This window comes from Streptomyces sp. NBC_01012 (genome assembly GCF_045162755.1).
Lineage (GTDB): Bacteria > Actinomycetota > Actinomycetes > Streptomycetales > Streptomycetaceae > Streptomyces.
In genome coordinates, this window is record NZ_CP108688.1 from 3,051,384 (window position 1) to 3,077,545 (window position 26,162).

Sequence of the window (26,162 nt, forward strand, 5' to 3'; positions counted from 1 at the left end):
ACCCGTCGCCGTGCGTCTGACCACCCTCTTCAGCCTCCCCCGCGTGCTGCGCCACAGCCACGCGATGGGCGCAGGGCTGCCACCGGACGAGGCCGTGGTCCTCGACGCCCCCGACCCCTCGCTCCGGGTGGCGCTCGCCGCCGCCGCGACGGGGAACCACGCCCCGGCCGCCGAGCTGCTCGCCCTCACCAGGGAGCACGCCCAGTGGGAGCGCAGGGACACCTGCGTCTCCCGCCTGGCACGGGCCTCGCTGCACCACCCGGGCTGGCTGGACAGCTGGCTCGACGACTCCCCGGAGAACCCGGACGCCGTGCTGGTCAAGGCCGACCAGTACATCTACGAGGCCTGGCAGATACGGACCGGGGCCCGCGCGAGCCATGTCGAGGACGACCAGTTCAGGGCGTTCCACGCGGTGCTGAGGGACGCCGTTCCGGTGATCTCCACCGCCGCCGAGCTCAACCCCGACGACCCTGTCCCCTGGCGCGTGGCCCTGACCCAGGCCCGGGGCATCCAGGCCCCCAGGAACGTCTTCGACACCTATCTCGCCGAGGCGAACGCCCGCGACCCGCACCACGAGGGCTGCCACGTCCAGGCGCTCCAGTACCTCTGCACCAAGTGGTACGGCTCCCACGAGGAGATGTTCGCCTTCGCCGAGCGGGCCGCCGGCCAGGCACCCCCCGGCTCCAGGCTGCACGCGCTGCCCCTCCAGGCGGTCGTGGAATACCTGATCTCCGAGGAGGAGACACCCGGCGCCGCCCCGTACACCGCGCGGGCCGAAGCGGCGGTGGCGCGCGCACAGGCCCTGTCGGACAGCTACGCACCCGGGGAGCGGGAGGCCGCCGGCTTCCGCAACCACCTGGCGCTCGTCCTGTGGTCGATGAACCGCTACGAGGAGGCCCTCACCGCCTTCCGCACCATCGGCGTGCACGCCACCACGTTCCCCTGGACCTACTTCGGCGAGCCACGTGCCGAATTCCTCGAAGCCCGCTCCGACACCTGTGTGGAGCTGGCGATGAAGGTCCCCTTCTTCCGCGCCGCCCCCGAGCCCCCGGCCGCCGACCTGCCCGACTGGGAGCGCGACCTGGCACCGCGGTCCCTCGCCATCGCGTCCACCGGTCCCACGGAGGTCGCCCGGGCCGCCCTGATCTGCGGTCAGAGCCTCAGGACCGCCCCCGCCGGCAACCACCACACCTACGTCGAGATCGTCCCGGACCCCGTACGCGGCAAGCGCGCGGTCCTGCTCCCCGAGGACCCGCTCACCTCGGCGGCGGACAACTTCACCACGGCCGAGGAGTGGCCCACCCTGGTCCTGCACCGCACCCCGGAACGCGGCAGCTTCACCCTGCTGCACCGGGGCAAGCAGGTGGCGGACCACACCTGGGAGACCGCCGCCCCCGCCGCCGACCACGCCGAAGCGACCAGGACGGCCGCCGCGCTCGCCCGGGTGTACGGACTGCCCGACCCGCGCCCCCTGGCGCACATCCTGCGGGCCACGGACGACCCCGCCCGCCACCAGAGCGAGCTCGTCGCCGCGCTGCGCCTTCCGCCGCTGCCCGCCGGATACGGCGGTGAGCAGGAGATACTCGCGGCACTCCCGGGCGCCCGCCTCCTCGCCCGGCGGGGCTTCCTCGCGGGGATGCGGGACACCATGACGACGAAGGCCGGTGTCCACCCGGAGGCTCCCGCCTCCGACGAACCGCGCCCTGTCCACTGGTGGGTGCTGCGCATCGCGGCCCTGCTGCTCTTCACCGCGGCGGCGGTCTACGCCTGGTGGACCCCGGACATCGGCTGGTTCCGCTCCAGCGCTTCCAGCGCCCTCGCCCTGTACTTCGCGGCCAAGCTGTACCGCGCCGTGCGCCGGAGACCCGTCAGCAGCAGCCCGCCCCCGGAAGCGTCCTGACGTTCCGCGCCTCAAGGGCCCTGGCCGCCAGCAACTCATCGGCCGGGTACGCCACTTCCTCCAGCGTCAGCCCGTGCGGCCGCACCACGTGCACCGCCGGATCCCGCACCTTCGCGGCCAGCACATCGGCGGGCCACCCGGCCGGCCTGCGCCCGTCCCCGACGAACAGCGCCGCACCGATCAGCGCCCGCACCATGTTGTGGCAGAACGCGTCGGCCTGCACGGTCGCCGTCAGCACACCGGACTCCGCGTCCCGTACCCAGTGCAGCTTCTGGAGCGTACGGATGGTCGTGGCACCCTCACGCTTCTTGCAGTACGCGGCGAAGTCGTGCTCCCCCGTCATCAGAGCCGCCGCCTCGTTCATCGCGCCCACGTCCAGCGGCCGGTCGTGCCACAGCACATGCCCGCGGGTCAGCGGGTCCACCCCGCCCGGCCTGTCCCCCACGCGGTAGGCGTAACGCCGCCACAGCGCGGAGAAGCGCGCGTTGAACCCCGCGGGCGCCTCGGCAGCCCGCCAGATCCGTACGTCCAGCGGCAGGCGCCCGGCCATCCGCCGCAGCAGCTTCTCCTCGTGCTCGGCCCACACCTCGGCCGGCAGGTCGACGTGCGCCACCTGCCCGCGCGCGTGCACCCCGGCGTCGGTGCGCCCCGCGACCGTCAGGTCGTACGTCACCGCCGACCGCGTCACGGTCCGCAGCGCGTCCTCGATCTCGCCCTGCACGGTGCGCCTGCTGGTCTGCTTCGCCCAGCCGGAGAAATCCTTCCCGTCGTAGGAAAGGTCCAGTCGTACCCGTACAAAGCCGGGCTCTGCCTCGTCACTCACCCGCAGATCCTCTCAAAACCGAACGGGCCCGCACCGCCCCGAAGGGTGATGCGGGCCCGTACCTGGGTCTAGGTACGCTCAGGCGTCCTTGGACTCCTCAGCAGCGGCGTCGGCCGGCTTGGCGTCCTCGACGGTCTCGGCCGGAGCCTCGTCCTTCTTGAGGGCGTCTTCCTTGACCGCGCGCTTCGTGGCGGCCTCGGCCTCACCGGTGGCGGCCTGCGCCACGGTCAGTGCCTCGACCAGCTCGATGACAGCCATCGGGGCGTTGTCGCCACGACGGTTGCCGATCTTGGTGATGCGGGTGTAACCACCGGGGCGGTTCTCGTACCGCGGGGCGATCTCGGTGAAGAGCGTGTGCACGATGCTCTTGTCCGTGATCGACTGCAGCACCAGGCGACGGTTGTGGATGTCGCCCTTCTTGGCCTTGGTGATGAAACGCTCGGCGACCGGACGCAGGCGGCGGGCCTTGGCCTCGGTCGTGGTGATGCGGCCGTGCTCGAACAGCGACTTCGCGAGGTTGATGAGAAGAAGCTTCTCGTGCGCAGCGCTGCCGCCCAGACGGGCACCCTTGGCGGGCTGAGGCATGGTGTTTCTCCTTGTGTGCTGCACCGGCCGTATCAGGTACCGGTGTCAGTTCCCGCGAGGCGGCCGCCCCGCGGAAGTCTTCGTACGTCAGCCGGACATCGGCCAGGATCCAAGCCGGTCCGACTTCCACCGGACACGAGCCAAAATCCAGCCCGTCCGGCGATTGAGGACAAAGCCTCAGCCCGGCACGGGGGCACCCTCAAAACCGGGCACCCCCGCCGGGAGGCGCTCAGTACTGCTCGGTCTCCACGAAACCCGCATCCGCGTCATCGTCCGCGCCGAAGGCGTCCGCCGCGGCGGTCGGGTCGAAGCCGGGAGGCGAGTCCTTCAGCGCCAGGCCCATACCGGCCAGCTTCGCCTTGACCTCGTCGATCGACTTCGCACCGAAGTTACGGATGTCGAGCAGGTCCGCCTCGGAGCGAGCCACGAGCTCACCCACGGAGTGGATGCCCTCGCGCTTGAGGCAGTTGTACGAACGGACCGTGAGCTCAAGCTCCTCGATCGGCAGCGCCAGATCGGCGGCGAGCGCGGCGTCCGTCGGGGACGGGCCCATGTCGATGCCCTCGGCGTCGATGTTGAGCTCGCGCGCCAGACCGAACAGCTCGACCAGGGTCTTACCGGCCGACGCCATGGCGTCACGGGGACGCATGGCCTGCTTGGTCTCGACGTCGACGATCAGCTTGTCGAAGTCGGTGCGCTGCTCGACACGGGTCGCCTCGACCTTGTACGTGACCTTGAGCACCGGCGAGTAGATGGAGTCGACCGGAATACGCCCGATCTCCTGGCCCACCTGCTTGTTCTGGACGGCGGAGACGTAGCCGCGACCGCGCTCGACGGTCAGCTCCATCTCCAGCTTGCCCTTGCCGTTGAGCGTGGCCAGGACCAGGTCCGGGTTGTGGACCTCGACACCGGCCGGCGGGGCGATGTCAGCAGCGGTGACCAGGCCGGGACCCTGCTTGCGCAGGTACATCACGACCGGCTCGTCGTGCTCCGAGGAGACGACCAGCTGCTTGATGTTGAGGATGAGGTCGGTCACGTCCTCCTTGACGCCCGGCACGGTGGTGAACTCGTGCAGGACACCGTCGATCCGGATGCTGGTGACAGCGGCACCGGGGATCGAGGAGAGGAGCGTGCGACGCAGGGAGTTGCCGAGGGTGTAACCGAAGCCCGGCTCCAGCGGCTCGATCACGAACCGGGAGCGGAACTCGTCGACGACCTCTTCGGTCAGCGACGGACGCTGAGCGATAAGCATGGTGTGATCCTTCAGTCGTGGGCACCCGCTATTTGATGCCCGACAGATGAGACAAGGGTACGGGCGACACGCCCCCGAAGGGACATGCCGCCCGCAACCAGCGCTACTGACGCACGGTCGTCACCGACCGTAGCGACTCAGACGCGGCGACGCTTCGGCGGACGGCAGCCGTTGTGCGGCGTCGGGGTGACGTCCTGGATCGAACCGACCTCGAGGCCGGTGGCCTGGAGGGAGCGGATCGCGGTCTCACGGCCGGAGCCGGGACCCTTGACGAAGACGTCGACCTTGCGCATGCCGTGCTCCTGCGCGCGGCGGGCGGCCGACTCGGCGGCCATCTGCGCGGCGAAGGGGGTGGACTTGCGCGAGCCCTTGAAGCCGACGTGGCCGGCGGAGGCCCAGGAGATCACGTTGCCCGAGGGGTCCGTGATCGAGACGATGGTGTTGTTGAACGTGCTCTTGATGTGCGCGTGGCCGTGAGCGACGTTCTTCTTTTCCTTGCGACGCACCTTCTTGGCTGCGCCCTGACGACCCTTGGGGGGCATGTCTTGACTCCAGATGGAGAGGGGAGGTGATCGGTCCTACAGCGAAGACCGCTGGTTTCCGCGAACATCCGGTGGCCCGGACCCCCGCGGTGCGTCCGCTGAGGACTACTTCTTGCCCGGCTTCTTCTTACCGGCGATGGCGCGACGCGGGCCCTTGCGGGTACGCGCGTTCGTGCTGGTGCGCTGACCGTGGACCGGCAGACCACGACGGTGCCGGATGCCCTGGTAGCAGCCGATCTCGACCTTGCGGCGGATGTCGGCCTGGATCTCGCGGCGAAGGTCACCCTCGGTGCGGAGGTTGGCGTCCACGTACTCGCGGATCTTGACCAGGTCCTCTTCGGCCAGGTCACGAACGCGGGTGTTCGGGTTCACGCCGGCGTTGGCGAGGATCTCCTTGGACCGGGTACGCCCGATGCCGAAGACGTAGGTGAGGGCAACCTCCACGCGCTTTTCGCGCGGGATGTCAACACCTGAAACGCGTGCCATTCAATGGCTCCAGTTGTTATTTCGGGGGTCTTCCGCAGTGCCGCTCCCGGACGCCGACCTCGACCGCGTGGAGGAAGTGGTACGCCCAGGTCCCCGGCCCCCGCCGGAGGTGTCGTCAGCCGAAGCTTGGACGGGCACTGCGTATGTACGTTTACGTGCGTCGCGCGAAGAACTGCGAGATGCAGGTGGTCGTGCGTCAGCCCTGGCGCTGCTTGTGGCGCAGGTTGTCGCAGATGACCATGACCCGGCCGTGACGGCGGATCACCTTGCACTTGTCGCAGATCTTCTTGACGCTCGGCTTGACCTTCATGGGATGTCAGGTTCTCCGGGTCAGTGCCCTCACCACGCCGAAGCGGGATGGCGGCAAGATCTACTTGTACCGGTAGACGATCCGGCCACGCGTCAGGTCGTACGGAGACAGCTCCACGACGACCCGGTCATCGGGAAGAATACGGATGTAGTGCATCCGCATCTTGCCGCTGATGTGCGCGAGGACCTTGTGACCGTTCTGGAGCTCCACCCTGAACATCGCGTTAGGGAGAGACTCGATCACGGTGCCCTCAATTTCGATGGCACCTTGCTTCTTGGCCACGCTTCGCCTTTCGAATCGGCTACCTTGATCGACTCACGTCCCGCCGCATGTGGACACACGGATGCACGAGAGCCGACGAGTCAGTCTACGTCAGCGGACTCCAAAAGACGAATCCGTCAAGTTTGCCCACTCCCGCTGATCCTTAGACACGGATCAGCCGGACAGTCCTGTCGGACGGCTACTTCAGCGGATCCGGCGCCGCCTCGATGCCGGCCCCTCCTTCACGCAGCCCTCGCGAGCTCGGCGCCGGAGCGCCTCACAGGCTTCGGCCCGCTGGGCCGGACTCCGTCCGGCGCCCGGGCGTCAGCCCAGCGGATCCGGCGCCGCCTCGATGCCGTACTGGGCGAGCTTCGCCCGGCCGCAGTCCGGGGAGGTCAGGACCAGCGGGCCCTGCTCCGTGAGGGCGATCGAGTGCTCCCAGTGCGAGGACCAGGTGCCGTCGGTCGTCAGGACCGTCCAGTCGTCCGCCAGGACCTTCGTCCGCGCCGTGCCCAGCGACACCATCGGCTCGATGGCCAGGCAGACGCCGGGGACCAGCTTGATGCCCTTGCCGCGCTTGCGCGAGACGTAGTTCAGCAGGTGCGGGTCCATGTGCATCTCGGTGCCGATGCCATGGCCGCCGTAGTCCTCGATGATCCCGTACTTACCGGTCGCCGGGCGGGGCTGGCGGCGGATGTAGGACTCGATGGACTTCGAGATGTCGACGAGCCGGTTGTTCACCTTCATCGCGGCGATCCCGGCCCACATGGACTCCTCGGTCACCCGGGAGAGCTCGATGAGCTCCGGCGCGTGCCCGGTGCCCACGAACGCGGTGTACGCCGCGTCCCCGTGCCAGCCGTCGATGATCGCGCCGGCGTCGATCGAGATGATGTCGCCGTCCTTGAGGACGGTCTTCTCGTCCGGGATGCCGTGCACCACGACCTCGTTGACCGAGGTGCAGATCGTCGCGGGGAATCCGCCGTACCCCAGGAAGTTCGATGTGGCGCCGTGGTCGGCGATCACCTTGCGGGCGACCTCGTCCAGATCCTTCGTGGTGGAGCCGGGCACGGCCGCCTCGCGGGTCGCGGCGTGAATGGCAGCGACCACGAGGCCCGCCTCGCGCATCTTCGCGATCTGCTCGGGGGTCTTGATCTGCACCATTGCGCGGCGCCTCTCTGCGTACGAAGGGGACGGTGGAAAGGAAGGGGACGACGGAGAAGAGGGGACGGTGGAAAAGCCCGTACTCCACGATACGGCGCACACGCAGTCGGCCGCGACGCCCGAGGGGCGCCGCGGCCGGACGCGGTGACTGCGGACGAGAGGGTCAGCCCTCGTCGGACTTCTTCAGGGCCTCCATGGCCCGCTCGGTCACCTCGGTGACCTTCCCGAGCGCGGAGATCGTCGCCACCAGTCCCTGGGACCGGTAGTAGTCGATGATCGGCTCGGTCTGCGAGTGGTAGACCTCGAGACGGGTACGCACCGTCTCCTCCGTGTCGTCGTCCCGCTGGTAGAGCTCGCCGCCGCAGGTGTCACAGACACCCTCGGTCTTCGGCGGGTTGTACGTCACATGGAAGACATGCGCGCTGTCGTTACGGCAGATACGGCGGCCTGCGATGCGCTTGACCACCTCGTCCTCGGGGACTTCCAGGTCCAGAACCGCGTCGAGCTTGACGCCCTTGCCGTGCAGCATCTCGTCGAGCGCCTCGGCCTGCCCCACATTGCGGGGGAAGCCGTCCAGGAGGAAGCCGTTCTCGGCGTCCGACTGGGACATGCGGTCCTCGGCCATGGCGTTGGTGACTTCGTCCGGCACCAGCTGCCCCGCGTCCATGTAGGAGCGGGCCTGCTTGCCAAGGTCCGTGCCCTGGCTGATGTTGGCGCGGAAGAGGTCGCCCGTGGAGATGTGCGGAATCGAGAGATTCTTGGCAAGAAACGCGGCCTGCGTTCCCTTGCCGGCACCGGGCGGCCCGACGAGGACGATTCGCATCAGCGGAGGAACCCTTCGTAATTGCGCTGCTGGAGCTGACTCTCGATCTGCTTCACGGTCTCCAGACCCACACCCACGATGATCAGGATGCTTGTCCCGCCGAACGGGAAGTTCTGGTTAGCGCCACCGAAGCCTGCCAACGCCATTGTCGGCACCAGAGCGATCAGACCCAGGTACAGCGAGCCCGGCCAAGTGATCCGGTTGAGCACGTAGCTCAGATACTCGGCGGTAGGTCGACCAGCCCGGATACCCGGGATGAAGCCACCATACTTCTTCATGTTGTCCGCGACTTCCTCGGGGTTGAACGAGATCGCCACATAGAAGAATGCGAAGAACACGATCAACAGGAAGTACGTCGCGATGTAGTAGGGGTGGTCGCCCTTGACGAAGTGAGCCTGAATCCAGGTCGCCCAGCCCGCGGTGGAGTTGGAGAACTGAACAATTAGAGCAGGAATGTAGAGCAGCGAAGAAGCGAAGATGACGGGGATCACACCCGCCTGGTTCACCTTCAACGGGATGTAAGTGGACGTACCGCCGTAGGACCGGCGTCCGATCATCCGCTTCGCGTACTGCACCGGAATCCTGCGCTGGGCCTGTTCGACGAAGACGACGAGACCGACCATCACGAATCCGATGAGGATGACGGTGATGAACTCGATCCAGCCCTCGGCCAGCTTGCCGCTCGTCTTGATGGCCCAGAGGGCGCCGGGGAAGCTGGCGGCGATCGAGATGAACATGAGGATCGACATGCCGTTGCCGATGCCGCGGTCGGTGATGAGCTCACCGAGCCACATGACGGCCGCGGTGCCGGCGGTCATGGTGATCACCATGATGATGGTGGTGAAGATCGACTGGTTCGGGACGACCTGGTCGGCCACGGAGCAACCGCTGAAGAGCGCGCCGCTGCGAGCGGTCGCCACCAGCCCGGTGCCCTGGAGGATGGCCAGCGCGACGGTCAGATAACGCGTGTACTGCGTGATCTTGGCCGTGCCCGACTGCCCCTCCTTCTTCAGGGCTTCGAGTCGTGGGATGACGACGGTCAGCAGCTGGAGAATGATGCTGGCCGTGATGTACGGCATGATGCCGAGCGCGAAGATCGTGATCTGCAGCAGCGCACCACCGCTGAACATGTTGACCAGGCCGAACAGGCTGTTGTTGCCCTGACTCGCCTGGTCGACACATGTCTGGACGTTCTCGTAGCTCACTCCCGGTACGGGAATGTGTGCCCCGAGCCGATAGAGCACGATGATGCCGAGCGTGAAGAGCAGCTTCTTGCGCAGGTCGGGCGTCTTGAACGCCCGGGCGAACGCGGTGAGCACGGTGCCTCCTGCGACCCCCGCGCAAAGCGTGAGGTGACGGTCTTGAGGATCGACGAATAGGTAACAGCCAAAGGACCCCGGGCGGTTGCCCAAGGCGTACCACAGCTACAGTGCCCGCCACCTTACCGGCGGACATGCCCCCCTAGGAACGACCAACCGGGGATGCCCCAAATGAGAGGCATCCCCGGTCGGATGTTCAGTCCACCTGCTTGTCCGAGTTGTCTCAGACGAGTTCGGTGACGGTGCCACCGGCGGCGGCGATCTTCTCCTTGGCGGAGCCGGAGACGGCGTCAACCGAAACCTGCAGCGCAACGGAGATCTCGCCCTGTCCGAGGACCTTGACGAGGTGGTTGTTGCGGACGGCGCCCTTGGCGACCAGATCGGCCACCGTGACCTCTCCACCCTCGGGGTAGAGCGTCGCGAGCTTGTCCAGGTTCACGACCTGGTACTCCGTCTTGAACGGGTTCTTGAAGCCCTTGAGCTTCGGGAGACGCATGTGGAGGGGCATCTGGCCACCCTCGAAGCGCTCCGGAACCTGGTAACGGGCCTTCGTACCCTTGGTACCACGGCCTGCGGTCTTACCCTTGGACGCCTCACCACGACCCACACGGGTCTTGGCGGTCTTGGCGCCCGGGGCAGGCCGGAGGTTGTGGGCCTTCAGCGGGCTGTTCTCCGCCATGTCAGTCAACCTCCTCAACCGTCACGAGGTGGCGGACGGTGTGCACCATTCCGCGGAACTCGGGGCGGTCATCCTTGACAACCACGTCGTGCAGGCGCTTCAGCCCGAGCGAACGCAGGGTGTCGCGGTGGTTCTGCTTGCTGCCGATGTACGACTTCGTCTGCGTGATCTTGAGGCGAGCCATTACGCACCCGCTCCCGCACGTGCACGAAGCAGAGCCGCGGGGGCGACGTCCTCGAGGGGCAGACCGCGGCGGGCCGCGATCTCCTCGGGACGCTGCAGGCCCTGGAGGGCCGCCACGGTCGCGTGCACGATGTTGATCGGGTTCGAAGAACCGAGCGACTTCGACAGGATGTCGTGAACGCCGGCGCACTCCAGAACGGCGCGCACCGGGCCACCCGCGATCACACCGGTACCGGGGGAAGCAGGCTTGAGCAGGACGACGCCCGCAGCCTTCTCGCCCTGGATCGGGTGAGGGATGGTGCCCTGGATACGCGGGACCTTGAAGAAGCTCTTCTTGGCCTCTTCGACGCCCTTGGCGATGGCCGCGGGAACTTCCTTGGCCTTGCCGTATCCGACACCGACGGTGCCGTCACCATCGCCCACCACGACCAGCGCGGTGAAGCTGAAGCGACGACCACCCTTCACAACCTTGGCGACGCGGTTGATCGCGACGACACGCTCGACGTACGCGGTCTTCTCGGCCGCAGCACCGTCACGGCCCTTCCGGTCCCGCCGCTCGCCGCCACCGGCACCGCTTCCGCGGCGCTGGGGTCCAGCCATTGGATTTACCTCTCTCTGTTACGTCCGCTGTGCGTTGGAACCGGGGCTTAGAACTTCAGCCCGGCTTCACGGGCGGCGTCAGCCAGAGCGGCAATCCGCCCGGCGTACTGGTTACCACCGCGGTCAAACACGACGGCCTCGACGCCTGCAGCCTTCGCACGCTCGGCGACCAGGGCGCCGACCTGCTTGGCCTGGGCGCTCTTGTCACCCTCCGCACCGCGGATCGACGTGTCCAGGGTCGACGCGGACGCGAGCGTGTGGCCCGCGATGTCGTCGATGACCTGGGCGACGATGTGGCGGTTGGAACGCGTCACGACCAAGCGGGGACGCTCCGGCGAACCGGAGATGTGCTTGCGGACGCGGATATGGCGCCGCTTGAGAGCGGCACGCTTGTACGCGTCGCCCTTGGCGATCTTCACACCGTATGCCATGGCTACTTACCAGCCTTTCCGACCTTGCGCCGGATGACCTCGCCGGCGTACTTGACGCCCTTGGCCTTGTACGGGTCGGGCTTCCGCAGCTTGCGGATGTTGGCGGCCACCTCGCCGACCTTCTGCTTGTCGATGCCCTCGACGCTGAGCTTCGTGGGCGACTCGACCTTGAAGGTGATGCCTTCCGGAGCCTCGATGAGGATCGGGTGGCTGTAGCCCAGGGCGAACTCCAGGTTGGAGCCCTTCGCCTGGACGCGGTAACCGACACCACTGATCTCGAGCGCCTTGCTGTATCCCTGGGTCACACCGGTGATCATGTTCGCCACCAGCGTGCGGGACAGGCCGTGAAGGGCCTTGTTCTGACGCTCGTCGTTCGGGCGGAGGACGCTGAGCACGCCGTCCTCACCCTTGGTGACCTCGATCGGCGCTGCGACAGTGTGGGAGAGGGAACCCTTGGGGCCCTTCACCGCGACCGTGCGGCCATCGATGGTGACGTCCACACCGGCGGGAACCTGGATGGGGAGCTTGCCGATTCGCGACATGAGCTTTCCTTCCTTTCCCGACTACCAGACGTAGGCGAGGACTTCCCCACCTACGCCCTTCTTGCCTGCCTGCTGGCCGGTCAGGAGACCGTGGGACGTGGAGATGATCGCCACGCCCAGGCCGCCGAGAACCTTCGGCAGGTTGGTGGACTTTGCGTACACACGCAGACCCGGCTTCGAGATGCGCTTGATGCCGGCGATCGAACGCTCGCGGTTCGGCCCGAACTTCAGCTCGAGAACGAGGCTCTTGCCGACCTCGGCGTCCTCGACCTTCCAGCCGGTGATGAAGCCCTCCTGCTGGAGGATCTCCGCGATGTGCGACTTGATCTTGCTGTGCGGCATCGAAACATCGTCGTGATACGCCGAGTTCGCGTTACGCAGACGCGTGAGCATGTCTGCGATGGGATCAGTCATGGTCATGAGTTGGCCTTCGGCCTCTCTCGCCGGGGTTTCCTGTATGCGCCATCCCTCTCCCCACTCAGTGGCGGGACGGGTGCGGTGCGGGGACCTACGGCGTAGTAAGTCGGTCAGGGCGGCAGGCGCCCAACCCTTCAAGCCTACGGCATGAAGAGCGGGGCTCCTGCCGTCCGGATACTTACCGAGAGCCTCCTGGTCCTACGACGCCCGAGGGCGACGGAGGATTACCAGGAGCTCTTGGTCACGCCCGGCAGCTCGCCACGGTGAGCCATCTCACGAAGGCACACGCGGCAGAGGCCGAACTTGCGGTAGACGGAGTGGGGCCGGCCGCAGCGCTGGCAGCGGGTGTAACCGCGCACACCGAACTTCGGCTTACGGGCGGCCTTAGCGATCAGAGCCTTCTTCGCCACGGTCAGTTCTCCTTGAACGGGAAGCCGAGGTGACGAAGCAGGGCACGACCCTCGTCGTCGTTGGTCGCCGTGGTGACCACGGTGATGTCCATGCCCCGGACCCGGTCGATCTTGTCCTGGTCGATCTCGTGGAACATGACCTGCTCCGTGAGACCGAAGGTGTAGTTGCCACGGCCGTCGAACTGCTTCGGCGACAGACCACGGAAGTCACGGATACGCGGAAGCGCGAGCGACAGCGTACGGTCCAGGAACTCCCACATGCGGTCACCGCGGAGGGTGACGTGGCAGCCGATCGGCTGCCCCTCGCGCAGCTTGAACTGCGCGATCGACTTGCGGGCCTTCGTGACGGCCGGCTTCTGGCCCGTGATCGTGGTGAGGTCCTTGACGGCACCGTCGATCAGCTTGGAGTCGCGGGCGGCGTCGCCCACACCCATGTTGACCACGATCTTGACCAGACCGGGGATCTGCATGACGTTCTCGTACGAGAACTCCTCACGCAGCTTGCCGGCGATTTCCTCGCGGTACCGCGTCTTGAGACGCGGCGAAGTGGTGGTCGTCATCAGATGTCCTCACCGGTCCGCTTGGCAACGCGGATCTTCTTGCCCTCGTCGTCAAAGCGGTAGCCGACGCGGGTGACGACCTTGTTGCCGTCCTTCTCCACGACCAGCTGCACGTTGCTGACGTGAATCGGGGCCTCGGTGGTGACAATGCCACCCGTCTGCGAACCGCGAGCCGTCTGACCGGCCTTGGTGTGCTTCTTGACCCGGTTGACACCCTCGACGAGGACGCGGTCCTGAGCGGGGTAGGCCACGATGACCTTGCCCTGCTTGCCCTTGTCCTTACCGGTGATGACCTGAACCAGGTCGCCCTTCTTGACCTTCATGCTTACAGCACCTCCGGCGCGAGCGAGATGATCTTCATGAACTTCTTCTCGCGCAGCTCACGGCCCACCGGGCCGAAGATACGGGTGCCGCGGGGGTCGCCGTCGTTCTTGAGAATGACAGCGGCGTTCTCGTCGAAGCGGATGTACGAGCCATCCTGACGACGACGCTCCTTCACGGTGCGAACGATGACCGCCTTGACGACGTCACCCTTCTTCACGTTGCCACCGGGGATCGCGTCCTTGACGGTGGCAACGATGACGTCACCGATGCCCGCGTAGCGGCGACCCGAGCCACCGAGAACACGGATGGTGAGAATTTCCTTCGCACCCGTGTTGTCGGCGACGCGCAGTCGCGACTCCTGCTGGATCACGTCTATCTCCTGATCGTCTGCCGGTTCCCGGCGGGGGCTCCGGTGAAGGAGCCCCCGCCGAGCCTGGCGGAACTTACCTGTGGGGGATGCCCCTCAGGGATTACTTGGCCTTCTCGAGGATCTCGACGATGCGCCAGCGCTTCGTGGCGGACAGCGGACGCGTCTCCATGATGACAACGCGGTCGCCGACGCCCGCAGCGTTCTGCTCGTCGTGGGCCTTGAGCTTGTTCGTACGGCGGATGACCTTGCCGTACAGCGCGTGCTTGACGCGGTCCTCGACGGCGACGACGACGGTCTTGTCCATCGTGTCGCTGACGACCAGACCCTCACGGGTCTTGCGGAAACCGCGGTCGGTCTTGGTGGTCTCAGTCACAGTCTTCTCGCTCATCAGACGCTCTCCACCGTCTCGATGCCCAGCTCGCGCTCGCGCATCAGGGTGTAGATCCGGGCGATGTCCTTACGGACGGACTTGAGCCGACCGTGGTTCTCGAGCTGGCCCGTCGCCGCCTGGAAGCGGAGGTTGAACAGCTCTTCCTTGGCCTCGCGAAGCTTGTTGAGAAGCTCCTCGTTGCCCAGCTCGCGCAGCTCGGACGCCTTGGTACCGGCCGACATCACGACTCACCTGCCTCGCGCCGAACGATCCGGCACTTCATCGGAAGCTTGTGAGCAGCGCGGGTGAGCGCCTCACGAGCAATCTTCTCGTTCGGGTAGGACAGCTCGAACATCACCCGGCCAGGCTTGACGTTCGCGATCCACCACTCGGGAGAACCCTTACCGGAACCCATGCGGGTCTCGGCAGGCTTCTTCGTCAGGGGGCGGTCCGGGTAGATGTTGATCCAGACCTTGCCGCCACGCTTGATGTGGCGGGTCATCGCGATACGAGCTGCCTCGATCTGGCGGTTCGTCACGTACGCCGGGGACAGCGCCTGGATGCCGTACTCGCCGAACGCAACCTGCGTGCCACCCTTGGACATACCGCTGCGCTTCGGGTGGTGCTGCTTGCGGTGCTTGACCCTACGGGGGATCAGCATTTCGGTCAGGCCTCCGTTCCGGTGCTCTCAGCCGGAGCAGCGGCGGCGGGAGCCTCGGCCTTGGGGGCCTCGGCTGCCGGCGCGGACTGCTGCGGCTTACGGCCGCGACCGCCACGCTCGCCACCACGGCCACCACGGCCGGCCGGGCGGTCAGCGCCGCCACGAGCCGGACGGTTGCCGGCGCGAGCCGCTGCGTTCTCGGCGCGGACCTCGGCGATGTTCTTGACGTCGCCCTTGTAGATCCAGACCTTCACACCGATACGGCCGAAGGTCGTCTTGGCCTCGAAGAAGCCGTAGTCGACGTTCGCACGGAGCGTGTGCAGGGGCACGCGGCCCTCGCGGTAGAACTCCGAGCGGGACATCTCGGCGCCGCCGAGGCGGCCACCGCACTGGATCTTGATGCCCTTGGCGCCCGCCTTCATCGTGCTCTGCATGCTCTTACGCATGGCACGACGGAAGGAGACACGGGAGGAGAGCTGCTCGGCGACGGCCTGGGCCACCAGCTGAGCGTCCACCTCGGGGTTCTTGACCTCGAGGATGTTCAGCTGGACCTGCTTGCCGGTCAGCTTCTCCAGCTCGCCACGGATGCGGTCGGCCTCGGCGCCGCGGCGGCCGATGACGATGCCCGGGCGGGCGGTGTGGATGTCAACGCGGACGCGGTCGCGGGTGCGCTCGATCTCGACCTTCGAGATGCCGGCCCGCTCCATGCCCTTCGTCATCATGCGACGAATGGCGACGTCTTCCTTGACGTAGTCCTTGTACAGCTTGTCGGCGTACCAACGGGACTTGAAGTCCGTGGTAATGCCGAGCCGGAACCCGTGCGGGTTTACCTTCTGGCCCATTACCGGGTTCCTTCCTTGCTGCTGACGACCACGGTGATGTGGCTGGTCCGCTTACGGATCCGGTAGGCACGGCCCTGAGCACGCGGACGGAACCGCTTCAGGGTCGGGCCCTCGTCCACGAACGCCTCGCTGATGACCAGCGAAGAGGCGTCAGGGTGGTCGTAGTTGTGTGCAGCGTTGGCGATGGCGCTGTCCAGCACCTTGCCAACCGGCACGCTCGCGGCCTGCGGGGCGAAACGCAGGACCGCCTGAGCCTCCGTGGCATCCATGCCACGGATGAGGTCCACCACGCGGCGGGCCTTCATGGGCGTGACGCGGATGTACCGCGCCTGGGCCCTGGCTTCCATGGTTGTCCCTTCGGTGTGAGTCATAGTCGTTTCCACCCCGCGCTAGCGGCGCTTCGACTTCCGGTCGTCCTTGACGTGGCCGCGGAAGGTGCGAGTCGGCGAGAACTCGCCGAGCTTGTGGCCGACCATCGACTCGGTGACGAACACCGGGACGTGGATCTTGCCGTTGTGCACCGCGATGGTGTGACCCAGCATGGCCGGGATGATCATCGAGCGACGGGACCAGGTCTTGATGACGTTCTTGGTGCCAGCTTCGTTCTGGACGTCCACCTTCTTGACGAGGTGGCCGTCGACGAAGGGCCCCTTCTTGAGACTGCGCGGCATCTAAACCCGCTCCTAGCGCTTCTTGTTCGTCTTGCGGCGGCGGACGATGTACTTGTTCGATGCCTTCTTCGGCGAACGCGTACGACCCTCCTTCTGACCCCACGGCGAGACCGGGTGACGTCCACCGGAGGTCTTGCCTTCACCACCACCGTGCGGGTGGTCAACCGGGTTCATCACGACACCGCGGACGGTCGGGCGGACGCCCTTCCAGCGCATGCGGCCGGCCTTGCCCCAGTTGATGTTCGACTGCTCGGCGTTGCCGACCTCACCGATCGTGGCGCGGCAGCGGGCGTCGACCAGCCGGATCTCTCCGGACGGCATACGAAGGTGGGCCATGGTGCCCTCCTTCGCCAGCAGCTGCACGGAGGCACCCGCGGAACGGGCGAACTTCGCGCCGCCGCCGGGCCGCAGCTCGATGGCGTGGAGGGTCGTACCGACCGGGATGTTACGCAGCGCCAGGTTGTTGCCCGGCTTGATGTCGGCGCCCGGACCGTTCTCGACGCGGTCACCCTGCGACAGGCCACGGGGGGCGATGATGTAGCGCTTCTCGCCGTCCGCGTAGTGCAGCAGCGCGATGCGCGCGGTGCGGTTCGGGTCGTACTCGATGTGCGCGACCTTGGCCGGCACGCCGTCCTTGTCGTGACGACGGAAGTCGATCACGCGGTAGGCGCGCTTGTGTCCGCCACCCTGGTGGCGAACGGTGATCCGACCGGCGTTGTTACGGCCGCCCTTGTTGTGCAGGGGGCGGACCAGCGACTTCTCCGGCGTGGACCGCGTGATCTCGACAAAGTCGGCGACGCTGGAGCCACGACGGCCCGGGGTCGTCGGCTTGTACTTGCGGATACCCATTTCTCAGTCCTCGTCCGATTCCGGACGACTCGACCTCACTTAAGAGGTCGGGCCGCCGAAGATGTCGATACGGTCGCCCTCGGCGAGGGTCACGATGGCGCGCTTCGTGTCGGCGCGCTTGCCGAAACCGGTGCGGGTGCGCTTGCGCTTGCCCTGCCGGTTGATCGTGTTGACCCCGGTGACCTTGACCGAGAAGACCGCTTCCACGGCCTGCTTGATCTGGGTCTTGTTGGAGCCAGGCGCGACGATGAACGTGTACTTGTTCTCGTCGAGCAGCGCGTAGCTCTTCTCGGACACGACGGGCTTGACGAGAACGTCACGCGGGTCCGAGTAGGTCTTGCTGGTAACGGTCGCCTCACTCATCAGGCGGCGCTCCCTTCGGTCTCAGCGGTCTGGGGGCCAGACACGAAGGACTCGAAAGCGGCCTGGGTGAAGACCACGTCGTCAGAGACGATCACGTCGTACGTGTTCAGCTGGCCCGGCTCCAGGATGTGCACCTGGGGCAGGTTGCGAGCGGACAGCCACGCGGCCTCGTCGGCGCGGTCGACGACCAGGAGCAGGTTGCTGCGCTCCGAGATCTTGCCGAGCAGCGTCTTGGCGGCCTTGGTGGAGATCCCACTCTCGACCACGCCGGTGACGACGTGGATGCGGGAGTGACGCGCCCGGTCCGAGAGGGCACCGCGCAGAGCGGCGGCCTTCATCTTCTTCGGGGTGCGCTGCGAGTAGTCACGCGGCTGCGGGCCGTGGACGACGCCACCGCCGGCGAACTGCGGCGCACGGGTCGAACCCTGGCGCGCGCGGCCGGTGCCCTTCTGGCGGTACGGCTTGCGCCCACCACCGCGGACCTCGCCGCGGGACTTGGTCTTGTGCGTGCCCTGACGGGCAGCTGCCAGCTGTGCGACGACGACCTGGTGGATCAGCGGAACGCTGGTCTTCGCGTCGAAGATCTCCGCGGGGAGCTCGACGGTACCGGCCTTGTCGCCTGCCGGCGAAAGGATGTCAATGGTGCTCATTACCTCAAGCCCCCTTGGCCGCGGTACGGACCAGGACGAGGCCGCCGTTCGGACCGGGGACCGCGCCCTTGATGAGCAGCAGACCCTTCTCCGCGTCAACCGCGTGGATGGTCAGGTTCTGGGTGGTGACGCGCTCGTTACCCATCCGACCGGCCATGCGCATGCCCTTGAAGACACGCCCAGGGGTGGCACAGCCACCGATCGAACCGGGGGAACGGTGCTTGCGCTGGACGCCGTGACCGGCGCCGAGGCCCTTGAAGTTGTGACGCTTCATGACACCGGCGAAGCCCTTGCCCTTGCTCTTGCCCGTGACGTCGACCTTGACGCCGGACTCGAACACCTCGGCAGTGACCTCCTGGCCCAGCGTGTACTCGCTGGCGTCAGGGGTGCGGAGCTCCACCAGGTGGCGGCGCGGGGTGACGTCGGCCTTGGCGAAGTGGCCCTTGAGGGGCTTGTTCACCTTGCGCGGGTCGATCTCGCCGAAGGCGATCTGGACCGACTCGTAGCCGTCGCTGTCGTTCGTACGAACCTGCGTCACGACGCACGGCCCGGCCTTGACGACGGTCACCGGGACGACCCGGTTGTTCTCGTCCCAGACCTGGGTCATGCCGAGCTTCTCGCCCAGGACGCCCTTGATGTTCTTGCTCATCTCGGCCCGTCCCCTCAGAGCTTGATCTCGATGTCGACGCCCGCCGGCAGGTCGAGGCGCATCAGCGAGTCAACCGTCTTCGGCGTGGGGTCGAGGATGTCGATGAGGCGCTTGTGCGTGCGCATCTCGAAGTGCTCGCGAGAGTCCTTGTACTTGTGCGGCGACTTGATGACGCAGTACACGTTCTTCTCAGTGGGCAGCGGCACCGGGCCTGCGACCGACGCACCAGTGCGGGTCACCGTCTCGACGATCTTCTTCGCCGAGGAGTCGATGACCTCGTGGTCGTAGGCCTTGAGCCGGATGCGGATCTTCTGTCCCGCCATGGCTACTAGTAGTCCTGTCTCTCAATAACGCTCTGGAACCCGGGAGTTCTCGTAACTCCGCCTCCGACCCACGCGGTCGGGCGTGTCGCATCCCCTCTACGTAGATCTCCCGAAGGATTTCCCAACCAAGGGGGTGCGGGCCGAAACCGCGCTGCCGGGGGCGAAACCCCACCGGGTGCCTGGTCAGTGCCCCACTGACACTTCCCGGAAGATTCCCGTACGTCCGGCCCTGGGGGGCCGACGAGTACTGTGGGACTCGCTTCCGGTCCTCCCGGCGGGAGGCGCGCAGCATTGACACTCAACCGAGCAACCTGGCTAGTGTGACACACGGGCCATGGCACTGGCCAATCGGGTCGGGGATCTTACCCCCTGCGAGGGACCGGTCAAACGCGGGCGCGCCCTGGGGGCCCTCACCTGCGGTCACACATCCACCCGGCGTGGGCCCGGCGCAGGCCCGGCGTGGGCGTCAGGCGTGGGCGGCGTTCCCGGTCAGGCGCGGGTGACGTTCTCGGTCAGGCGCGGGTGACGTTCTCGGTCAGCAGTCGGAGCAACTGCTTGGCAGTCGCGTCCTGTTCGGGCGTCAGGCCCATCACGTCACCGATGGCGAGCGGCACCGCCTGCGCCCGCTCCCGCAGGTCCGCGCCGGCCTCGCTGAGGCGCACCGACACCGAGCGCTCGTCGTCCACCCGGCGCTCGCGGCGGACCAGGCCGTTCGCCTCGAGGCGCTTGAGCAGCGGCGAGAGCGTGCTCGACTCCAACTGCAGCGCGCCGCCCAGCTCCCGCACGGAGACGTCGGCCCGCTCCCACAGGACCAGCATCACCAGGTACTGCGGATAGGTCAGGCCCAACTCGTCCAGCAGGGGCCGGTAGCGCGCCGTCACCGCGCGCGAGGCGGCGTAGAGAGCGAAGCAGAGCTGATCCTGCAGCTGGAGCGAGCCCTCGGCGGGCGGGGTGTTCGCTGCGGCGGCCATGGACCTGACTCCTCACTTCACTTCGGTACGACGACGGACACTCCAGCCTACCTCCAGGTACTCGCTACCCCTTCGTACTCGATTAAGTTGTGCACGACTTAATCGAGCGCTATGGTTTCACTCGTGTCCACCACACCACCCCGGACGGCCACCCCGTCCACCGGCCCTCACCCCAAGGAGACCGACATGTCCTCCGAGCAGAACACTCCCCGCCCGGTCGTACTGGAACCCGCAGCAGCCGCCTTCGCCGAGGCGACAGCGAACCCGCCGTATCTGTTCGACCTCGGCCCGGTCGAGGGCCGCAAGGCCGTGGACGAGGTGCAGTCCGGCCCCGTCGACGCCCCCGAGGTCGCCCAGGAGTGGGTCACCGTCGAAGGCGGCCCGACCGGATCCGTCCGGGCCCGCATCACCAGGCCCGCCGGCGTCGAGGGACCGCTGCCCGTCGTGCTGTACGTCCACGGGGCCGGCTGGGCGTTCGGCAACGCCCACACCCACGACCGCCTCGTGCGGGAACTGTCGGTCGGAGCCCGGGCCGCCGTCGTCTTCCCGGAGTACGACCTCTCCCCCGAGACCCGCTACCCGGTCGCCGTGGAACAGAGCTACGCGGTCGCACGCTGGGTCACCACCGAGGGAGCGGCTCACGGGCTCGCCCCCGCACGGCTGGCCGTGGCCGGGGACTCCGTCGGCGGCAACATGGCGACCGTCCTGACGCTGCTGGCCAAGGAGCGCGGCGACGTCACCTTCGCGCACCAGGTCCTCTTCTACCCGGTGACCGACGCCGCCTTCGACACGCCCTCGTACCACGAGTTCGCCGAGGGCTACTTCCTGCGCCGCGACGCGATGCAGTGGTTCTGGGACCAGTACACGACCGACGAGAAGCAGCGCGCCGAGATCACCGCGTCGCCGCTGCGCGCCACCGTCGACCAGCTCACCGGACTGCCGCCGGCCCTGGTCATCACCGGCGAGGCGGACGTCCTGCGCGACGAGGGCGAGGCCTACGCGGCCAAGCTCCGCGAGGCGGGCGTGCCGGTGACCGCCGTCCGCTACCAGGGCGTCATCCATGACTTCGTGATGCTCAACGCCCTGCGTGAGACCCACGCCGCCGAGGCCGCCATCGCCCAGGCCGTCGCGACCCTGCGCACGGCGCTCGCCACCTCCTGAGGCACCGAGCCCGTGGTGGCGGCGGTGGCCGCGGTGGCGGTGGCGGTGGCCGCACGAAAGTGCGAGGCATCCCCTGCCCGGGTGAAGCTGTCGCCTCCGGCATATGCCGGAGGCGACAGGGCCCTAGCGTCCTGACCATGGTCAACTCATCGCACGAGGCGATGCACCGGATCTTCCAGGAAGATCCGGGCATCTTCACGAGGACGTTCAGGACACTGGGCATCCCGTTCCCCGACACCACCGAGGTGTCGGTGCTCACCACTGATCTCACCGAGACCCAGCCCCTGGAGCGCCGTCTCGACACCCTGCTACAGGTGGGGACCGTCGACGGCAGGAGCTATCTGCTCGCCGTGGAGGCCCAGGGCCGGAAGGACCCGGCCAAACACAGCAGCTGGACGTACTACCTGGCGCACCTGCACGCCAAGTACGGCCTCGATCCAGTGCTGCTCGTCGTCTGCCAGGACGAGTCGACGGCACGGTGGGCCGCGCGGACCATCCACATCGGGCCCCCGGAGTGGCCATCCCTCACCGTCCGGCCCCTGGCGCTGGGTCCGCACAACGTGCCCCGCGTGACCGACCCCTCGGCTGCGGCGCGCGATGTCCCGCTCGCGGCATTCTCGGCGATTACGCATGGTAAGGATCCGAATGCGGCTGCCATACTCGAAGCGCTGGCCACCGCACTGAAGACCGTCGACGAAGAGACCGCCACCATCTTCGGCGAGCTCACCGAACTCGGGCTGGGCAACACCCCGGCCGCCCAGATCTGGAGGGACCTCATGGCCATCGACCTTTCCTTCTTCCGCTCCGAGTCCTCACAACGACTGCGCGCGGAAGGCAAGGCGGAAGGCAAAGCTGAGGGCAGGGCCGAAGCCGTGATCACCGTTCTGGAGCGACGCGGAATCGCAGTCGGGGACACCGTCCGCAGCCGCGTCCTCGACTGCACCGACGTAGAGACGCTCGACCTCTGGCTGGGCAAGGCACTCACAGCAACCACTGCCGAGGAGCTCTTCAACCAAGCCTGAGACCGCCAGCAGTGCCGGGCAACATCCCGGCCGCCCAGATCTGGAGGGACCTCATGGCCATCGACCTTTCCTTCTTCCGCTCGGAGTCCTCACAACGACTGCGCGCTGAAGGCAAAGCGGATGCGGTGGTGCAGGTCCTGGAGGAACGCGGGATTACGGTCACCGCCGAGGCCAGGCAGCGCATCCACGCGTGCACCGACACGGAGACCCTCAGCCGCTGGCTGACTCGCGCACTCGCGGCAACCACGGCGCAGGACCTGTTCGCCGGGTCCTGAAGCCGTCGACCGTACCGGGCAACACCCCCGCCGCCCAGATCCGGAGGCACCGCATGGCCATCGACCTTTCCTTCTTCCGCTCAGAGTCCTCACAACGACTGCGCGCGGAAGGCAAGGCTGAGGGCAGGGCGGAAGGCAGGGCGGAAGGCAAGGCTGAGGGCAGGGCCGAAGCCGTGGTCGCCGTTCTGGAGCGGCGCGGAATCGCCGTCGGGGACGACGTTCGCAACCGCGTCCTCGGCTGCACCGACATGGAGACCCTGGACCTCTGGCTGGGCAGGGCACTCAAGGCCACCACCGACGAGGAGCTCTTCGGCCAGGCCTGACAGAATCCGGCCATGCCGACAAGCACCGTCCAGGCGTGGAGCCTGCGTCCTGCCACGGCCGAGGACCTCGATGTCATGGCCGAGCTCCGGGCCGTCGTCATGCGCCCCGACCTGGAGCGCCTGGGCCGGTACGACGAGCACCGCGTCCGACAGCGCCTGCGTGACAGCTACGTCCCCGAGCACACCTCGGTCGTGGAGGCGGACGGGGCCTTCGCCGGCTGCGTCACCCTGCGCCCCTTCGAGGACGGCCGGGTGCTGGAGAACTTCTACCTGGACCCGGCCCTCCAGGGCAGGGGCATCGGCGGCGCGCTCCTGGCCGGGCTCCTGGCCTGCACGGACACCGAGGGCGTGCCGGTCCGCCTACAGGTCCTCCAGGGCAGCGACGCCCGCAGACTGTACGAGCGGCACGGGTTCGTCCTGGAGCGTGAGGACGCGGTGGACGTATACATGGTGCGGGCACCCCGAGATCGCGGGATGCCTGTGACCTCTTAGCACTCATTCATATGCCCAGCCCGGAGGACCGACATGGCGGAACAAGGAGAGCGGCAGCAGCAGCGGGTGACCGTGGTCACCGGCGGCAGCCGGGGGATCGGCGCGGCGATCTGCCTGCGGCTGGCGGCCGAGGGGCACGACGTCGCCATCGGCTACCGGTCGGACGCCGAGGCAGCCGAGGGCGTGGCCGAAGGTGTGCGCGCGCTGGGCCGGGCGGCCGTCGCGGTCGCGGTCGACACCGCCGACGCCACGGACGTGGACCGGCTGTTCGACACCGCCGTCGCACACCTCGGCCCAGTCACCGGCCTCGTGAACAACGCCGGGGTGAGCGGGCCGGTCGGCCCCTTGGCCGACGCCGATCCGGAAGGGATGCGGCAGGCCCTGGAGGTCAACATCCTGGGTTACCTGCTGTGCGCCCGCCGAGCCATCAGCGGTATGACGGCCGGCGGGGCGATCGTGAACATCTCCTCCGCCGCCGCGACCCTCGGCAGCCCCGGCACCTACGTCCACTACGCGGCGGCGAAGGCCGCCGTGGACGCCATGACGGTCGGGCTGTCCAAGGAGGTGGCGGCCAACGGCATCCGGGTCAACTGCGTCGCCCCCGGCACGATCTGGACCGATTTCCATGCCGACCCGCAGCGGCCCGCCAAGGTGGCGGCGATCATCCCCATGGGCCGCGCAGGCCGGCCCGAGGAGATCGCCGGATCGGTCGCCTGGCTGCTCTCGGACGACGCCTCCTACGCCACCGGCACGGTGATGCGGATCGCCGGCGGTATGTGAGCACGGACGGGCGGTTCCGCCTCCCGGAGCGGGGGTCAGCTCGCGGACGCGTGCGACACGAAAGCCGTCCACGCGCCGGGCGCGAAGCCCAGCTGCGGGCCCTGCACGTTCTTGGAGTCGCGCACGTGCACCGTGGCCGCCGTTGCTGCGACCTCTATGCAGTCCGGGCCGTCGTTGCTGCTGTAGCTGCTCTTGAACCACCTGAGCACGGAGTCTTCTCCGGCGGCGGACTTGATGATCATGTCTCCCCCCGCACTTTCTCGATGAAGGCCAATGACTCACGCGGAGTGAGTGCCTGGGCACGGATCATTCCATACCGCATCTCGAGGATCTGCACCTCTCTGGGGTCCGAGATCAGGCGGCTGGTGAGCTGCGCTTCCGAGTAGCCCACCGTCGTACCGTCTTTGATCTTCAACACCCGCAGCTCCCCGGCCATACCTGCGTGTTCGTCGCGGTCGGTCGGCATCACCTGGATTGCGACATGGCGTAACTCGCCGACCTCCGCGAGGCGTTCGAGCTGGCGCCGCAGAATTATCGTGCCACCGATCGGCCGTCGCAGCGTCACCTCCTCCAGGACGAAGGTGATGAGTGGAGCGGGTCGACTGTCGAAAATCAGCTGCCGGGCCATACGGGCAGCCACATGCCTCTCGATCTCTTCCTCGCCGTATGCCGGACGACGCATGGTGAACAGCGCTCGCGCGTACTCCTCCGTCTGGAGCAGGCCGTGCATGTTGTGGTTGCTGTAGGCCCCCAGCTCAACCGCATCCGCCTCCAGCTTCGCGAGGTCCCGCACCTTTTTCGGGTACCGCGCCTCCGCGACGTCCCCCTGCATCGCCGCGATCTTGCCGCCCGCGCCCAGGACCCGGTCCGCGTTGTCCAGGAACTCGGGCTTCGGGGCGCGGCGGCCGCGTTCGACGCAGGAGACCATCTCCTCGCTGTACCCGATGGCCTCGCCCAGCTCCGCCTGGCGGAGGCCCGCCGACTCCCGCCAGAGCTTGATCTGCCGACCGACCGCCTTCATCACCGCTCCGGAGTCGTCCTCCAGCCCCGCATCGACACCACCCATGCGCGTCCACCCCCGTCGTCCCCTCGTGAGCAACCGGATCCGTTGCCGTGCGTCACGGCGTACAGGCCGGGCCGATCCAGGCCGCAGCCGGACAAGAAGCCTCCGCACGGGCTTCGCTTCTTCCGAGAATAGCTACGAATGGCCACTCTGAGTGACGTGAGCAGAGAAATCACCCGAACCGGAAATTCCGCTCCCACCAGGGAGTTCAGGGAGTTCACCGTGCTGCTGTCCCCCACCCGCCGCGGAGCGCGTCTGGCCCGGTTGCTGGCCACAGCGCAACTGGCCGACTGGGGCGTCTTCTCCGACCCGGCGGCGCACATCGTCGCCGAGCTGGCCGCCAACGCCGCCGTCCACGGCCGGGTGCCGGGCCGGGACTTCCGGCTGAGCCTCACGGTCCACGAGGACGGACTGCTACGGATCGAGGTCACCGACACCCGGGGCGATCAGTCGCCCGCACCGAGGGCGCCCACCGGCGACGCGGAGAGCGGGCGCGGTCTGCTGATCGTCGAAGCCCTCGCCGACCGCTGGGGCGTCGACCAGGGGCCCGTGCCCCGTAAGACCGTCTGGGCCGAGATCGACCTCGCGCCATGACCCGTCGCCACCGGGTCGCGGGATTCCGCGACCCGGTGAGCCGCGACCCCGTGAACGGGGTCCCCGCGAACCGCGTCCCGGTGGCCCACGACGCATAAAGCTTTTGAGTATGTGGAGAAATGACT

42 protein-coding genes are annotated in these 26,162 nt (G+C 67.5%); 8 read left to right on the plus strand and 34 right to left on the minus strand.

Annotated features, from left to right (window positions below; translation table 11 throughout):
- Positions 1 to 10 precede the first annotated feature (10 nt).
- Positions 11 to 1,900 carry a hypothetical protein gene (locus OG623_RS13465; RefSeq protein ID WP_406146605.1) on the plus strand — a complete coding sequence of 630 codons (1,890 nt, stop codon included), beginning with the start codon at positions 11 to 13 and terminating at the stop codon, positions 1,898 to 1,900.
- Here the strand turns inward: OG623_RS13465 and truA are convergent.
- From truA to OG623_RS13625, 32 genes are all read right to left on the minus strand, one after another.
- Positions 1,869 to 2,723, minus strand: coding sequence for a tRNA pseudouridine(38-40) synthase TruA (gene truA / locus OG623_RS13470; RefSeq protein WP_406146606.1), 855 nt, complete (start codon positions 2,721 to 2,723; stop codon positions 1,869 to 1,871). The genes OG623_RS13465 and truA overlap by 32 nt on opposite strands.
- A 78-nt stretch (positions 2,724 to 2,801) precedes the next feature.
- A complete protein-coding gene (gene rplQ / locus OG623_RS13475; RefSeq protein WP_205018356.1) occupies positions 2,802 to 3,308 on the minus strand; it encodes a 50S ribosomal protein L17 in 507 nt (168 codons plus the stop codon).
- 229 nt (positions 3,309 to 3,537) lie between these two features.
- Positions 3,538 to 4,560 (minus strand): DNA-directed RNA polymerase subunit alpha, encoded by a 1,023-nt coding sequence (locus OG623_RS13480; protein ID WP_003966937.1) that lies wholly within the window; start codon positions 4,558 to 4,560, stop codon positions 3,538 to 3,540.
- Between the two features lie 137 nt (positions 4,561 to 4,697).
- On the minus strand, positions 4,698 to 5,102 hold the full coding sequence (gene rpsK / locus OG623_RS13485) for a 30S ribosomal protein S11 (protein ID WP_003956432.1): 405 nt from the start codon (positions 5,100 to 5,102) through the stop codon (positions 4,698 to 4,700).
- Between the two features lie 105 nt (positions 5,103 to 5,207).
- Positions 5,208 to 5,588, minus strand: coding sequence for a 30S ribosomal protein S13 (gene rpsM, locus OG623_RS13490; RefSeq protein ID WP_362836198.1), 381 nt, complete (start codon positions 5,586 to 5,588; stop codon positions 5,208 to 5,210).
- A gap of 196 nt (positions 5,589 to 5,784) precedes the next feature.
- Positions 5,785 to 5,898 (minus strand): 50S ribosomal protein L36, encoded by a 114-nt coding sequence (gene rpmJ / locus OG623_RS13495; protein ID WP_003956441.1) that lies wholly within the window; start codon positions 5,896 to 5,898, stop codon positions 5,785 to 5,787.
- A 60-nt stretch (positions 5,899 to 5,958) separates the two neighbouring features.
- Positions 5,959 to 6,180, minus strand: coding sequence for a translation initiation factor IF-1 (gene infA, locus OG623_RS13500; RefSeq protein ID WP_014047798.1), 222 nt, complete (start codon positions 6,178 to 6,180; stop codon positions 5,959 to 5,961).
- A 303-nt stretch (positions 6,181 to 6,483) separates the two neighbouring features.
- A complete protein-coding gene (gene map, locus OG623_RS13505) occupies positions 6,484 to 7,320 on the minus strand; it encodes a type I methionyl aminopeptidase (RefSeq protein WP_406146607.1) in 837 nt (278 codons plus the stop codon).
- 163 nt (positions 7,321 to 7,483) lie between these two features.
- A complete protein-coding gene (locus tag OG623_RS13510; RefSeq protein ID WP_406146608.1) occupies positions 7,484 to 8,143 on the minus strand; it encodes an adenylate kinase in 660 nt (219 codons plus the stop codon).
- Positions 8,143 to 9,462, minus strand: a complete 1,320-nt coding sequence (gene secY, locus OG623_RS13515; protein WP_406146609.1) for a preprotein translocase subunit SecY — start codon at positions 9,460 to 9,462, stop codon at positions 8,143 to 8,145. Before secY ends, OG623_RS13510 begins: the two co-directional genes overlap by 1 nt.
- Before the next feature lie 223 nt (positions 9,463 to 9,685).
- Positions 9,686 to 10,141, minus strand: a complete 456-nt coding sequence (gene rplO, locus OG623_RS13520; protein ID WP_362888549.1) for a 50S ribosomal protein L15 — start codon at positions 10,139 to 10,141, stop codon at positions 9,686 to 9,688.
- A 1-nt stretch (position 10,142) separates the two neighbouring features.
- Positions 10,143 to 10,325: a 50S ribosomal protein L30 gene (gene rpmD, locus OG623_RS13525; protein ID WP_093594204.1), complete on the minus strand. Its 183-nt coding sequence runs from the start codon at positions 10,323 to 10,325 to the stop codon at positions 10,143 to 10,145.
- Complete coding sequence (rpsE, locus tag OG623_RS13530) at positions 10,325 to 10,924, minus strand: 30S ribosomal protein S5 (protein WP_103514101.1); 600 nt, start codon at positions 10,922 to 10,924, stop codon at positions 10,325 to 10,327. The genes rpmD and rpsE overlap by 1 nt, the downstream gene beginning before the upstream one ends.
- A 47-nt stretch (positions 10,925 to 10,971) precedes the next feature.
- Positions 10,972 to 11,355, minus strand: coding sequence for a 50S ribosomal protein L18 (gene rplR, locus OG623_RS13535; protein WP_033297607.1), 384 nt, complete (start codon positions 11,353 to 11,355; stop codon positions 10,972 to 10,974).
- 2 nt (positions 11,356 to 11,357) lie between these two features.
- Positions 11,358 to 11,897 (minus strand): 50S ribosomal protein L6, encoded by a 540-nt coding sequence (rplF, locus tag OG623_RS13540; protein ID WP_406146610.1) that lies wholly within the window; start codon positions 11,895 to 11,897, stop codon positions 11,358 to 11,360.
- Between the two features lie 21 nt (positions 11,898 to 11,918).
- Entirely contained in the window at positions 11,919 to 12,317 is a 399-nt protein-coding gene (gene rpsH / locus OG623_RS13545; RefSeq protein ID WP_356714189.1) for a 30S ribosomal protein S8, read from the minus strand.
- A 221-nt stretch (positions 12,318 to 12,538) separates the two neighbouring features.
- On the minus strand, positions 12,539 to 12,724 hold the full coding sequence (locus OG623_RS13550) for a type Z 30S ribosomal protein S14 (RefSeq protein WP_003948630.1): 186 nt from the start codon (positions 12,722 to 12,724) through the stop codon (positions 12,539 to 12,541).
- Between the two features lie 2 nt (positions 12,725 to 12,726).
- Positions 12,727 to 13,284: a 50S ribosomal protein L5 gene (rplE, locus tag OG623_RS13555; protein WP_362888554.1), complete on the minus strand. Its 558-nt coding sequence runs from the start codon at positions 13,282 to 13,284 to the stop codon at positions 12,727 to 12,729.
- On the minus strand, positions 13,284 to 13,607 hold the full coding sequence (gene rplX / locus OG623_RS13560; RefSeq protein ID WP_406146611.1) for a 50S ribosomal protein L24: 324 nt from the start codon (positions 13,605 to 13,607) through the stop codon (positions 13,284 to 13,286). Before rplX ends, rplE begins: the two co-directional genes overlap by 1 nt.
- 2 nt (positions 13,608 to 13,609) lie before the next feature.
- Complete coding sequence (gene rplN, locus OG623_RS13565) at positions 13,610 to 13,978, minus strand: 50S ribosomal protein L14 (RefSeq protein ID WP_003966950.1); 369 nt, start codon at positions 13,976 to 13,978, stop codon at positions 13,610 to 13,612.
- Positions 13,979 to 14,078: 100 nt separating this feature from the next.
- Positions 14,079 to 14,366 (minus strand): 30S ribosomal protein S17, encoded by a 288-nt coding sequence (gene rpsQ / locus OG623_RS13570; RefSeq protein ID WP_362888558.1) that lies wholly within the window; start codon positions 14,364 to 14,366, stop codon positions 14,079 to 14,081.
- Positions 14,366 to 14,590 (minus strand): 50S ribosomal protein L29, encoded by a 225-nt coding sequence (gene rpmC, locus OG623_RS13575; RefSeq protein WP_014047786.1) that lies wholly within the window; start codon positions 14,588 to 14,590, stop codon positions 14,366 to 14,368. The genes rpsQ and rpmC overlap by 1 nt, the downstream gene beginning before the upstream one ends.
- A complete protein-coding gene (gene rplP / locus OG623_RS13580; RefSeq protein WP_014154587.1) occupies positions 14,590 to 15,009 on the minus strand; it encodes a 50S ribosomal protein L16 in 420 nt (139 codons plus the stop codon). Before rplP ends, rpmC begins: the two co-directional genes overlap by 1 nt.
- Before the next feature lie 5 nt (positions 15,010 to 15,014).
- The gene (gene rpsC, locus OG623_RS13585) at positions 15,015 to 15,851 is read right to left on the minus strand and encodes a 30S ribosomal protein S3 (RefSeq protein WP_103492852.1); all 837 of its coding nucleotides are present in this window, start codon (positions 15,849 to 15,851) and stop codon (positions 15,015 to 15,017) included.
- Complete coding sequence (gene rplV / locus OG623_RS13590) at positions 15,851 to 16,198, minus strand: 50S ribosomal protein L22 (protein WP_073733141.1); 348 nt, start codon at positions 16,196 to 16,198, stop codon at positions 15,851 to 15,853. Before rplV ends, rpsC begins: the two co-directional genes overlap by 1 nt.
- Before the next feature lie 42 nt (positions 16,199 to 16,240).
- On the minus strand, positions 16,241 to 16,522 hold the full coding sequence (rpsS, locus tag OG623_RS13595; protein WP_015610726.1) for a 30S ribosomal protein S19: 282 nt from the start codon (positions 16,520 to 16,522) through the stop codon (positions 16,241 to 16,243).
- A gap of 12 nt (positions 16,523 to 16,534) precedes the next feature.
- Positions 16,535 to 17,371 carry a 50S ribosomal protein L2 gene (gene rplB, locus OG623_RS13600; protein WP_406146613.1) on the minus strand — a complete coding sequence of 279 codons (837 nt, stop codon included), beginning with the start codon at positions 17,369 to 17,371 and terminating at the stop codon, positions 16,535 to 16,537.
- Positions 17,372 to 17,410: 39 nt separating this feature from the next.
- Positions 17,411 to 17,734 carry a 50S ribosomal protein L23 gene (gene rplW / locus OG623_RS13605; RefSeq protein ID WP_003966958.1) on the minus strand — a complete coding sequence of 108 codons (324 nt, stop codon included), beginning with the start codon at positions 17,732 to 17,734 and terminating at the stop codon, positions 17,411 to 17,413.
- Complete coding sequence (rplD, locus tag OG623_RS13610) at positions 17,734 to 18,384, minus strand: 50S ribosomal protein L4 (protein WP_362888562.1); 651 nt, start codon at positions 18,382 to 18,384, stop codon at positions 17,734 to 17,736. Before rplD ends, rplW begins: the two co-directional genes overlap by 1 nt.
- Before the next feature lie 4 nt (positions 18,385 to 18,388).
- A complete protein-coding gene (rplC, locus tag OG623_RS13615; RefSeq protein ID WP_014154591.1) occupies positions 18,389 to 19,033 on the minus strand; it encodes a 50S ribosomal protein L3 in 645 nt (214 codons plus the stop codon).
- A gap of 14 nt (positions 19,034 to 19,047) precedes the next feature.
- Positions 19,048 to 19,356: a 30S ribosomal protein S10 gene (gene rpsJ / locus OG623_RS13620; protein ID WP_003948644.1), complete on the minus strand. Its 309-nt coding sequence runs from the start codon at positions 19,354 to 19,356 to the stop codon at positions 19,048 to 19,050.
- A 512-nt stretch (positions 19,357 to 19,868) separates the two neighbouring features.
- Positions 19,869 to 20,327, minus strand: coding sequence for a MarR family winged helix-turn-helix transcriptional regulator (locus OG623_RS13625; protein ID WP_406146615.1), 459 nt, complete (start codon positions 20,325 to 20,327; stop codon positions 19,869 to 19,871).
- 186 nt (positions 20,328 to 20,513) lie between these two features.
- Here OG623_RS13625 and OG623_RS13630 point away from each other — a divergent pair, with 186 nt between their 5' ends.
- The 6 genes from OG623_RS13630 to OG623_RS13655 all read left to right on the plus strand — a co-directional run bounded on the left by OG623_RS13630 (position 20,514) and on the right by OG623_RS13655 (position 24,380).
- Complete coding sequence (locus OG623_RS13630; protein WP_406151809.1) at positions 20,514 to 21,488, plus strand: alpha/beta hydrolase; 975 nt, start codon at positions 20,514 to 20,516, stop codon at positions 21,486 to 21,488.
- Between the two features lie 137 nt (positions 21,489 to 21,625).
- Positions 21,626 to 22,510 carry a hypothetical protein gene (locus OG623_RS13635; RefSeq protein WP_406146616.1) on the plus strand — a complete coding sequence of 295 codons (885 nt, stop codon included), beginning with the start codon at positions 21,626 to 21,628 and terminating at the stop codon, positions 22,508 to 22,510.
- Between the two features lie 53 nt (positions 22,511 to 22,563).
- Complete coding sequence (locus OG623_RS13640; RefSeq protein WP_406146618.1) at positions 22,564 to 22,785, plus strand: hypothetical protein; 222 nt, start codon at positions 22,564 to 22,566, stop codon at positions 22,783 to 22,785.
- Positions 22,786 to 22,838: 53 nt separating this feature from the next.
- Positions 22,839 to 23,108 carry a hypothetical protein gene (locus OG623_RS13645; RefSeq protein WP_406146620.1) on the plus strand — a complete coding sequence of 90 codons (270 nt, stop codon included), beginning with the start codon at positions 22,839 to 22,841 and terminating at the stop codon, positions 23,106 to 23,108.
- Positions 23,109 to 23,120: 12 nt separating this feature from the next.
- Complete coding sequence (locus tag OG623_RS13650) at positions 23,121 to 23,600, plus strand: GNAT family N-acetyltransferase (protein WP_406146622.1); 480 nt, start codon at positions 23,121 to 23,123, stop codon at positions 23,598 to 23,600.
- A gap of 33 nt (positions 23,601 to 23,633) precedes the next feature.
- Positions 23,634 to 24,380 (plus strand): SDR family NAD(P)-dependent oxidoreductase, encoded by a 747-nt coding sequence (locus tag OG623_RS13655; RefSeq protein ID WP_406146624.1) that lies wholly within the window; start codon positions 23,634 to 23,636, stop codon positions 24,378 to 24,380.
- Between the two features lie 35 nt (positions 24,381 to 24,415).
- Here the strand turns inward: OG623_RS13655 and OG623_RS13660 are convergent, their stop codons facing one another.
- On the minus strand, positions 24,416 to 24,622 hold the full coding sequence (locus OG623_RS13660; RefSeq protein ID WP_406146625.1) for a DUF397 domain-containing protein: 207 nt from the start codon (positions 24,620 to 24,622) through the stop codon (positions 24,416 to 24,418).
- Positions 24,619 to 25,446 carry a helix-turn-helix domain-containing protein gene (locus OG623_RS13665; protein ID WP_406146626.1) on the minus strand — a complete coding sequence of 276 codons (828 nt, stop codon included), beginning with the start codon at positions 25,444 to 25,446 and terminating at the stop codon, positions 24,619 to 24,621. Before OG623_RS13665 ends, OG623_RS13660 begins: the two co-directional genes overlap by 4 nt.
- A 156-nt stretch (positions 25,447 to 25,602) precedes the next feature.
- Here OG623_RS13665 and OG623_RS13670 point away from each other — a divergent pair, with 156 nt between their 5' ends.
- A complete protein-coding gene (locus OG623_RS13670; protein ID WP_406146628.1) occupies positions 25,603 to 26,037 on the plus strand; it encodes an ATP-binding protein in 435 nt (144 codons plus the stop codon).
- The last annotated feature ends 125 nt before the right edge of the window (positions 26,038 to 26,162 follow it).